This window comes from Priestia sp. SIMBA_032 (assembly GCF_046535215.1).
In the GTDB taxonomy this organism is placed as follows: Bacteria; Bacillota; Bacilli; order Bacillales; family Bacillaceae_H; genus Priestia; species Priestia aryabhattai.
Genome location: NZ_JAWRXD010001701.1, coordinates 1 through 230, shown reverse-complemented (window position 1 = coordinate 230; position 230 = coordinate 1). Strand labels below are relative to the sequence as shown.

Here is a 230-nt window from a genome sequence, read left to right as displayed (position 1 = left end):
ATTGGTATGTAAAAGGACCTCAATTCTTCACATTACACGAGAAATTCGAAGAACTTTACACAGAATCAGCTACTCACATCGATGAAATTGCAGAACGTATTTTAGCAATTGGCGGCAAACGAGTAGCAACAATGAAAGAATACTTAGAAATATCTTCTATTCAAGAAGCAGCATACGGAGAAACTGCAGAAGGTATGGTCGAATCAATCATGAAAGACTACGAAATGATG

The 230-nt window shown here is 37.0% G+C and carries 1 protein-coding gene; it reads left to right on the top strand.

The features are described from left to right. The coding region (locus SB717_RS40045; RefSeq protein WP_410908947.1) for a Dps family protein at positions 1-230 on the top strand (230 nt) is incomplete at both ends.